Here is an 8734-nt window from a genome sequence, read left to right as displayed (position 1 = left end):
CTCGGCCGCCACCGCAGGCTGGTCGCGGCCATCGCCGAGGGCGCGGATCTACGCGAGCTGTTCGAGCTGACCGCCGCCGAGCTGGGCGTCACCGGCGCCGTCCTGTCCGCGTCGGGCGAGGTGATCGTGGGCGCGGCCGAGGATCCGGTACGGCTGGCGAAGGCGTACCTCACGGCCCCGCGGCTGCCCGCGCACGTCGGCAACCACACGATCTTCGCGGTCGGGCGCGGCCACCGGGCCGCCGGCTGGGCACTGGCCTGCGACGGCGACCTGATCGGCCGGGCCGACCTGGGCTACGAGCTGGCGGCCTGCGTCGGCCTCGAACGCAGCCGCATGGAGGAGGGCCGCAGGGTCGAGCGCCGCCTCAGCGAGCAGCTCATCGTGGCCGCGCTGGCCGACTCGGACATGGCCGAGCTCAACGCCAGGCTGCGGACGTGCGGGATCGACGCGGCGGAGCCGTACGCGGTCGTGAACGCCACCGCGCCGAGGCCGGGCGCCACCCGCGGTCCCGACCCCGCCACGCTCGGCGGCCAGGTCGTGGAGGAGCTGCTGGGCCGCGAGGTCGTGGCCGCGGCGGGCGCGGACGGCGCGGTCGCCGTGGTGCCGCTGCGCGAGCGCACCACCGCCGAGGTGGCCGAGCGGCTGCGCGCCGGCGCCGAGGTGCTGGCGGCCCTGCCGGACACCCGGCTCTGCGTGGGGCTGAGCGGCGCCCTGACCGGGGCCGCCGCGATCAAGGGCGGCGTCGAGGAGGCCGGGCACGCCAGGCGGCTGGCCGAGGCCCGCGCCGGGGGTGTGGTGACCAGCGACGAGATCTACACGCACGCGTTGCTGCTGGCCACGGTGCCGGGGGACGTACGCCGCTCCTTCGCGGCCAGGCTGCTGTCGCCGCTGCTGGACTACGACCGCAGGCACCAGTCGGAGCTGGTGCGGACCCTGGGGATCTTCCTCGATTGCGCCGGCTCCTGGAACGCCTGCGCCGAGCAGCTGCACGTGCACGTGAACACCGTGCGTTACCGCATCCGCAGAATCGAGGAACTTACCGGCAGGAATCTGTCGACCATGGCCGACCGAGTAGATTTCTTTCTCGCCCTCAGAGACACAGGGCCGCCGCGGCAGGCCCTTCCATGAGAGGGGGCGGGAAGAGGGGACACAACGACGTAGGCGAGCCTCGTCATCTTGATCGGGAGACGTCGCCTGCGGGGGCACGGTGCGGTTGCGTGCCCTTGATCAGTCGTGTGCCCCCTCTCGCCGAATGCTCAGCAGCAGTGTTCCGCGTCCTGCAGACTCGAAAGGGAGGCAGACGATTCGGCACTCGCGGCCGTAACATTGCCTCCAACGGCTACCAGGGCCAAAACCACGGCAGCCAGAGCAGACAGGGCAATACGCATACGCATGGAGGATTCTCCCTCGCCTATGTGGGGTTGCTCGGACTTCATCATCTCAGGGAGCGGCGACAGTGACCACATCTGACCTGGTCGGACTCCGTATTAAAACGGTTCGGCGACAGCGCGGCCTGTCGCAGGCGCAGCTGGCGCATCCCGAGTTGTCGGACAGCTATGTCTCCTTGATCGAGAGTGGCAAGCGTACCCCTACCCCCGCCGTCCTGGAGCTGCTGGCCCAGAAACTCGACTGCTCGCTGTCCTACCTGATCAACGGCGTGACCGCCGAGCAGATGGAGGACATCGAGCTCGCGCTCGGCTACGCACGCCTGGCGCTCGAGAACGGCGAGGTCTCTGAGGCCCGCACACGCTTCGACGAGCTTCTGGCGGACAATAACCTGACAGGGCTGACCTCACTACGTCAAGAGACCGAATACGGGCTCGCCCTCGCGACGGAGGCAGGCGGCGACCTCGACGGGGCGATCTCCATCCTGCTCGGGCTGCGGGAAGAGGACCTGCCGGCCGAGCGGCGGATCGAGGTCGCGATCGCGCTCTGCCGCATCTACCGGGAGAGCGAGCGGCTGACCGAGGCCGTCGAGGTCGGCGAGCAGCTGCTCGTCGGCACCGCCCGCCCGGCCTGGACCGACCTGCTCGTCGAGCTGGGCGGCACCCTGCTGGCCGCCTACATAGAGCGCGGCGACCTGCTGCGGGCCAGGCAGTTCGCGGCCGAGCTGCTCAACGCCGCCGACGCGCTCGGCACCCCACGCTCGATCGTGGCGGCCACCTGGATGGCCTCCAACACCGCCCAGTTCACCGGCCACCTGGAGGAGGCGCTGTCGTTCTCCGAGCGGGCCATGGCCGTGCAGCTGGAGAACGGCCAGCCGCGCGCCGTCGCCAGGACGCGCCTCGCGCTCGCGCAAAAGCGCCTGGAGGCCCGGCCTCACGAGGCCGCGGCCGTCCGCGACATGCTCCGCAACGCGGTCGCCGAGTTCGAGCAGACCTCCACCAGCACGATCCAGCGGGCACGTCTCCAGGTGGAGCTGGCCAGGGCCGAGTCCATCACCGGTGAGCTCGACCGGGCCGTCGAGCACGCCGTGGCGGGCCGCAACCTGCTGCCCAAGTCGGGGATGGCGCTGGGCGCCGAGGCCGATCTGCTGCTCGGCAGGATCTACGGCGCCGTCGGGCGCTCGGACGAGGCCGCCGCGCACGTGGCCGCCGCACGCGACTGGCTCGCCCCGCTGCCCGACTCCCGCCGTTCGGCCGCCACCTGGTACGCCGCGGCCGAGACGATGGAGCAGCTCGGCGACTCCGCCGGAGCGGTGGAGGCCTACCAGCGGGCGCTGGCCTGCGCGGGGCTGTAGCGGGGTCCGGACCGGGCGGTGGCGTGGGTAGCCTTGAGGATGTCATGAAGAGATCCCCGTTCGCGGTGCTCACCGCTATCGCCGCCGCCCTGTTCGTGCTCGTCACCGCCGCTCCCGCGCTGGCGCACGACGCGCTCAAGAGCAGCTCCCCGGCCAAGGGCGCCGAGGTCAAGGCCCTCGAGGAGGTGCGCCTCGAGTTCACCGCGAGTGTGCGCCTGCCGTTCGTCATCGTGCGCGGTCCCGGCGACGCCGAGCATCAGAGCGGCAAGCCGCAGGTGGACGGCAAGGTGGTGACGCAGGCGGTCGAGGGGCCGCTGCCCGATGGGAAATACACGATCGCCTACCGGGTCGTGTCGTCCGACGGGCATCCCATCGAGGGCGAGATCCCGTTCACGGTGGAGGGGACCGAGACGTCGTCTCCCAGCCCTTCCGCCTCCGAGAGCCAGGCGTCGGCGAGCGCCAGTGCGCCCGCTCAGGCCCAGCCTTCGGCCAGTGAGACGGCGCCGGCCACCGATCAGGCGTCGGCCGCCCAACAGGGGACGTTCCCAGTCTGGCTGATCATCGTGATCGGCGCGCTCATCGGCATCGGCATCGGCTTCCTGCTGAGCGCGCGGAGAAGGAAGCCATGAACAAGGCGGCGCGGCTCGCGCTCACCGGGGCGGTCGCCGCGGTCGTCGCCCTGGTGATCGGCATGATCGCCGGCGGCAGGGCGTTCCCGAGGATCATCCCGGGGCTGCCCGACTCCGGAGCAGTCGTCCGATGGGGGCTGCCGCTGTCCAAGCTGGCCATGGACGTGTCGGGTGTGGCCACCGTAGGCCTGCTGCTGATGGCCGCCATGCTGCTGCCCAACGACAAGGGCGTGCTCGGCAGGAGCGGCGTCGAATACGTCAAGGCCGGTTCGTGGGCGGCGCTGGCCTGGGCCGGGTCGGCGTTCGCCGCCATCGTGTTCGGCACCGCCGAGTCCATCGGCAGGACCGTGCCCGAGATCCTCAACGGCGCCTTCCTCACCAGCTACGCCACCCAGACCACGCAGGGCGTGGCGCTCACGCTCGTGGTGCTGTTCGGGGTGGCGATCGCGCTGTTCTCGCGCGGCGCCATCACCGCCGGTGCGGCGGCCGGGCTGCTGGTGTTCGCCCTGGTGACGCTGTTGCCCGCGCCGCTGACCGGCCACACCTCGTCCTCGCCCAACCACGACCTGGCCACGTCGGCGGTGTCGCTGCACCTGCTCGCGCTCGCGCTGTGGGTGGGCGGGCTCGCCGTGCTGGCCCTGCACGCGGTCCGCCGGCAGCCGCAGCTCGAGGTGGCCGCCGCCCGGTTCTCCGACATGGCCCTCTGGTGCTACGCCGGGGTCGGCATTTCCGGGGTGTTCAGCCTGGTCGCGCGGCTGGGCGCGCTGTCCGACCTGTGGACCACCCAGTACGGCCTGCTCGCCCTGGCCAAGATCGTGGCGTTCGTGCTGCTCGGCTACGTCGGCTATTGGCACAGGCAGCGCACGGTGGCCGACCTCCGGAAGGGCAAACCGCGCGCGTTCACCCGCCTGGCCTCCGGCGAGATGCTGCTCATGCTCGCCACCGTCGGCGTGGCCGTGGCGCTGTCGCGCACGCCGCCGCCCGAGTTCAGCGTGCCCGCCGACCGGGCGTACGAGCTGCTCGGTTTCCCCCTTCCCGTCGAGATCACGCTCGGCAACGTGTTCACCCTGTGGTGGTTCGACCTGTTCTTCGCCGTGGTCGCCGTCGTGCTCGGCGGGCTCTACGGTCTGGGCGTGTTCAGGCTGCTGCGGCGCGGCGACAAGTGGCCATGGGGACGCACGGCCTCCTGGTACGTCGGGGTGGCGCTGCTCATCTTCGCCACGCAGAGCGGCCTGGCCCGGTACGCCAAGGTCATGTTCGACATGCACATGATCGAGCACATGACGCTCTCCATGGTCGTGCCGATCTTCCTGGTCCTCGGCGGGCCCGTCACGCTGGCCCTGCGCGCGCTCAAGCCCGCCGCCCGCAGGGGCGACCGGGGGCCGCGGGAGTGGATCACGACGATCCTGCACAGCCGGTTCACCAAGGTCATCACGCATCCCGGCGTCGCCACGTTCATCTTCGTGGCCTCGACGTACGCGCTGTACTTCACGCCGCTCTTCGAGTCGGCGATGCAGGAGCATCTCGGGCACATCTGGATGACCCTCCACTTCCTGATCAGCGGGTGCCTGTTCTTCTGGGTCATCATCGGGATCGATCCCGGGCCCAACCGGCTGCCGTACGTCGGGAGGCTGCTGATGCTCTTCGTCACCATGCCGTTCCACGCGTTCTTCGGCATCGCGCTGATGATGATGGGCACGGTGATCGCCTCCGACTGGTACGAGCAGCTCGGCCGCCCCTGGGGCGAGACGCTGCTCCAGACCCAGAGCAACGGCGGGGCCATCGCCTGGGGGTTCGGTGAGATCCCGACGCTGCTCGTGCTGCTGGCCATCGCCGCACAGTGGTACAGAGACGACGAGAGGCAGGCCCGGCGCGCCGACAGGCGGGCCGACCGCACGGGCGCGGGGGATCCCGACCTCGACTCCTACAACGCCTATCTCGCCCGTCTCAACCGCGCCGACAAGGGGGAGTAGCCGTTTTCCCGCGTGGCCTCATGGGCGAGTAGCGGTTCGGCCATGGCCTTCTATCTTCCCACTACACGTCTCTGGACCGGCCGGTAGCCTGTCTCGTAGGGGAGACGGGCATAACCTCATCAGTTAGCGTGCGTAGGCCTTGAGGGGGGGATGCGCACGCCAGGTGGGAGCGCCGGAGTGGGGACCGGCGCGAGCCCGGCGTGCCGAGGAAGGCGAAACCATTGTCGAAAGAGACACGGATGCGCGGGGGGCAGAGCCTGGCGGAGGCGCTCGAGAGCTACCTGGCCGAGTGGTCCGAGCGCACGGGGATCGCCGTGGAGACCTGGGCGTTGCCCGCCACCGACGTGCCGTCGCCGGTCTCGAGCGCTGTCATGGCCGCGATGGACGACGCACTGTCCAATGTCGAGCTGCACAGCCGGGCACGGATGGTGTCCATCGCCGTGACGGTCTCCAAGAGCGGGCTGCGCATGACGGTCAGCGACAACGGCCAGGGCTTTCCCATCACGGGGACGGGCGGCGGGATCGCCAGGATGCGGGCGGCGTTCGCGGAGATGGGCGGGAGCCTGTCGGTCAACAGCGTGCTGGGGGAGGGCACGACGGTGACCGGGGTGGTGCCCAGGCAGCGGTGACGCGCCGCCGCGCTCGGGGCGCCACGGCGAGGGTCAGGGCAGGGTGAGGATCTCGCTGCCGCTGTCGGTCACCACGATCGTGTGCTCGAACTGGGCCGTGCGCTTACGGTCCTTCGTCACGGCCGTCCACTTGTCCGGCCAGATGTCGTACTCGATCGTCCCCAGCGTGAGCATCGGCTCGATCGTGAACGTCATCCCCGGCACCAGCTCCACCCGCAGCGACGGGTCGTCGTAATGGGGCACCATCAGCCCGGAGTGGAAGCTGGTGCCGATCCCGTGACCCGTGAAGTCGCGCACGACGCCGTAGCCGAAGCGCTTGGCGTACGCCTCGATGACCCGTCCGACCACGTTGAGCTGCCGCCCGGGCGCGACCGCCTTGATGGCGCGCATCATCGCCTCGCGCGTGCGCTCCACCAGCAGCCGCGACTCCTCGTCCACCTCGCCCACCAGGTATGTGGCGTCGGTGTCGCCGTGGACGCCGCCGATGTAGCCGGTGATGTCGACGTTGACGATGTCGCCGTCCCGAAGCACGGTGTCGTCGGGGATGCCGTGGCAGATCACCTCGTTGATCGACGTGCACAGCGACTTGGGGTAGCCCTTGTAGCCGAGCGTGCTCGGGTAGGCGCCGTGGTCGATGAGGAACTCGTGGCCGATCCGGTCGAGCTCGTCGGTCGTCACGCCCGGCTGAATGTGCTTGGCGACCTCCTCGAGCGCCTGGGCGGCGATCCGGCCGGCCACCCGCATGCGCTCGATGATCTCAGGGCTCTTCACGTCGGACTCGCCGGTCCTGGGGCGCTTCTTACCGACGTACTCCGGCCGCTCGATGTGGGCGGGAACCTTTCGCATGGGCGAAACTCGCCCGGGCTGGAGCAGTGTCGTCATGAAACATGAGTCTACGGGGCAGAATTGACCTCGTGAGCGAAGGCCAGTGGTGGTTCTGTCTCAAGCACATGCGGGTCGAGCCTGATCAGGGCTGCCCCAACAAGGACCGGATGGGTCCCTACGAGTCCGAGCAGGAGGCGGCCGGGGCGCTGGAGCGCGCCGCCGCGCGCAACAAGGCCTGGGACGAGGCCGAGGAAGACCAAGACTAGGGAACGATCGCGTACGCCCTGACCGGGAACGTCCCCATGCCCGCGACCATCGGGGGCGCGGCATGGAAGCGGAAGCCGTCTGAGGGCAGCTCGGCCAGCCCCGTCAGGTGCTCCACCAGCGGGATCCCCGCCTTCAGCAGGATCGAGTGGGCGGGGCGCTCGCCGTGCGGTGGGGTGTCGTCGATGTTCAGCGAGTCGATCCCCACCAGCGCCGCGCCCTGGTCGGCCAGCCACTGCGCCGACTCGGGCGCGAGGTAGGGGTGGCCGTGCAGATACGCGTCGGTGCCGAAGTGGCGGTCCCAGCCGGTGTGGATCAGTACGGCCCGCCCGCGTACGTCCAGATCCTTGTCGATCACCACCTCCCGGCCCTCACCGCCGCGGACCACGAGGCCGGGGAGGTCCACCAGCTTGCTCAGCGGCACCTGTGACAGGTCCGGTCCGTCGGCATAGCGGTGGTACGGGGTGTCCAGATAGGTGCCGGTGTTGGCGGCGAGCGTGATCACGCCGATGTGGAACTCCGTGCCCGGCGCGTACACCTTGCGCGAGTCCTCCCGGCTCAGGTGCACCCCCAGCTTCGGGCCGGGAATGCCGGGATAGGTGACCATCCCGTCGACGATGCGGTGGCTGAGTTCGACGATCATCTGGACACTCCTGCTCGCGTGAGTTTGACGAGGGCCACGGCGCCGATGCCCGCCCAGATCAGGTTGAGCCCGGCCGAGGGCCAGGCGGCGTTGTAAGCACTGTTGATCATCAGGCCGATCGAGCCCGCGAGGTTGACGAGCTGGTACGCCACGCCGTCCCCCGATAACCGGGACGTCGTGACCAGGGCGTACCCGGCCAGCAGGAGCGCGGCGCCGATCCAGCCCACGGCGGTGAGGAGGAGATCCATGGCGGCCATTGTCCGGACGCGGGGTGCTGAAGCGCAAATAAAGAAAGCTAAAGGTGCGCGTAAGCTGACCTGCATGGACATCGATCCACGGCGGTTACGTATCCTCCACGAGGTCGCCCGCCGCGGCGGCGTGATGCGGGCCGCCGAGGCTCTCTACCTGACACCCTCCGCCGTCTCGCAGCAGCTCGCCCAGCTCGAACGTGAAGTCGGCCTGGCCCTCATCGACCGCTCCCAGCGCAGCGTCTCGCTCACCCCGGCCGGGCGGGTGCTCGCCGGTTACGCCGAGCGCGTGGAGGAGGAGCTCCTGGAGGCCAGACGGGAGCTCACCCGCTTCACCGAACGCCTGGCCGGGCCCGTACGCATCGCCGCCTTCCCCACGGTCATCAAGCACGTGCTGGTGCCCGCCATGCGTGACCTGGCCGAACGCCACCCCAAGATCACCCCGGTCATCCACGAGATCTACGGCCAGCCCGCACTGCAGGAGCTGCGGATGGGGGCCGTGGACGTGCTCATCACCGAGCAGGACATGGGCCTGCCCGCGCTGTCACAGCCGTCGCTGCGGACCCGGCTGCTCTACGTGGACGAATACCGCATCGTGCTGCCGCCCGACTGGCCGGACCCGCACACGGTCGCCGACCTGATGCAGCAGCCGTGGGTGGCCGGCGAGCCGAACCAGGCGTGCGGTCAGGCGCTGGAGCGGCTGGCGGGGCTGCACGGGTTCGAGCCGCGCAAGGTGCACGTCATCACGGAGTTCGGGCCCACGCTCGCGCTGGTGGCGGCGGG

General features: G+C 70.2%; 10 protein-coding genes. 7 read left to right on the top strand and 3 right to left on the bottom strand.

Going from position 1 to position 8734, the window contains the following annotated elements:
- The 5 genes from AB0J09_RS46995 to AB0J09_RS46975 all read left to right on the top strand — a co-directional run.
- Nucleotides 1-1128, top strand: a 1128-nt coding sequence (locus AB0J09_RS46995; protein WP_360706610.1) for a helix-turn-helix domain-containing protein, incomplete at its 5' end; no start/stop codon positions are given.
- A 328-nt stretch (nucleotides 1129-1456) separates the two neighbouring features.
- Entirely contained in the window at nucleotides 1457-2740 is a 1284-nt protein-coding gene (locus AB0J09_RS46990; protein WP_360706607.1) for a helix-turn-helix transcriptional regulator, read from the top strand.
- Between the two features lie 44 nt (nucleotides 2741-2784).
- Nucleotides 2785-3369: a copper resistance CopC family protein gene (locus AB0J09_RS46985; RefSeq protein WP_360706605.1), complete on the top strand. Its 585-nt coding sequence runs from the start codon at nucleotides 2785-2787 to the stop codon at nucleotides 3367-3369.
- On the top strand, nucleotides 3366-5342 hold the full coding sequence (locus AB0J09_RS46980; protein ID WP_360706602.1) for a cytochrome c oxidase assembly protein: 1977 nt from the start codon (nucleotides 3366-3368) through the stop codon (nucleotides 5340-5342). The genes AB0J09_RS46985 and AB0J09_RS46980 overlap by 4 nt, the downstream gene beginning before the upstream one ends.
- Nucleotides 5343-5581: 239 nt before the next feature.
- Nucleotides 5582-5971 (top strand): ATP-binding protein, encoded by a 390-nt coding sequence (locus tag AB0J09_RS46975; RefSeq protein WP_360706599.1) that lies wholly within the window; start codon nucleotides 5582-5584, stop codon nucleotides 5969-5971.
- Between the two features lie 33 nt (nucleotides 5972-6004).
- On the opposite strand, the gene map is transcribed toward AB0J09_RS46975, so the two are convergent.
- Entirely contained in the window at nucleotides 6005-6853 is an 849-nt protein-coding gene (map, locus tag AB0J09_RS46970) for a type I methionyl aminopeptidase (RefSeq protein ID WP_360706596.1), read from the bottom strand.
- 32 nt (nucleotides 6854-6885) lie between these two features.
- On the opposite strand from map, the gene AB0J09_RS46965 reads away from it, so the two are divergent.
- Entirely contained in the window at nucleotides 6886-7062 is a 177-nt protein-coding gene (locus tag AB0J09_RS46965; RefSeq protein ID WP_360706593.1) for a hypothetical protein, read from the top strand.
- Here AB0J09_RS46965 and AB0J09_RS46960 read toward each other — a convergent pair.
- Together AB0J09_RS46960 and AB0J09_RS46955 are read right to left on the bottom strand one after the other, a co-directional pair.
- A complete protein-coding gene (locus tag AB0J09_RS46960; RefSeq protein ID WP_360706591.1) occupies nucleotides 7059-7703 on the bottom strand; it encodes a cyclase family protein in 645 nt (214 codons plus the stop codon). The two genes, AB0J09_RS46965 and AB0J09_RS46960, sit on opposite strands and share 4 nt — an antisense overlap.
- Entirely contained in the window at nucleotides 7700-7951 is a 252-nt protein-coding gene (locus AB0J09_RS46955; protein WP_360706588.1) for a hypothetical protein, read from the bottom strand. The genes AB0J09_RS46960 and AB0J09_RS46955 overlap by 4 nt, the downstream gene beginning before the upstream one ends.
- 73 nt (nucleotides 7952-8024) lie before the next feature.
- On the opposite strand from AB0J09_RS46955, the gene AB0J09_RS46950 reads away from it, so the two are divergent.
- On the top strand, nucleotides 8025-8734 hold a 710-nt coding region (locus AB0J09_RS46950), incomplete at its 3' end, for a LysR family transcriptional regulator (protein ID WP_360706585.1).

The organism is Nonomuraea sp. NPDC049784 (assembly GCF_040659615.1).
Taxonomy (GTDB): domain Bacteria; phylum Actinomycetota; class Actinomycetes; order Streptosporangiales; family Streptosporangiaceae; genus Nonomuraea.
The sequence above is the reverse complement of the archived record's forward strand: the minus strand, read 5'-3'. Positions and strand labels throughout refer to the sequence as shown.

What these genes read in the sequence shown, in the direction of transcription:
- AB0J09_RS46955 (WP_360706588.1), bottom strand. Translation starts at nt 7,951, where the DNA reads ATGGATCTCCTCCTCACCGCCGTGGGCTGGATCGGCGCCGCGCTCCTG.
- AB0J09_RS46980 (WP_360706602.1), top strand. Translation starts at nt 3,366, where the DNA reads ATGAACAAGGCGGCGCGGCTCGCGCTCACCGGGGCGGTCGCCGCGGTC.
- map (WP_360706596.1), bottom strand. Translation starts at nt 6,853, where the DNA reads ATGACGACACTGCTCCAGCCCGGGCGAGTTTCGCCCATGCGAAAGGTT.
- AB0J09_RS46985 (WP_360706605.1), top strand. Translation starts at nt 2,785, where the DNA reads ATGAAGAGATCCCCGTTCGCGGTGCTCACCGCTATCGCCGCCGCCCTG.
- AB0J09_RS46975 (WP_360706599.1), top strand. Translation starts at nt 5,582, where the DNA reads ATGCGCGGGGGGCAGAGCCTGGCGGAGGCGCTCGAGAGCTACCTGGCC.
- AB0J09_RS46960 (WP_360706591.1), bottom strand. Translation starts at nt 7,703, where the DNA reads ATGATCGTCGAACTCAGCCACCGCATCGTCGACGGGATGGTCACCTAT.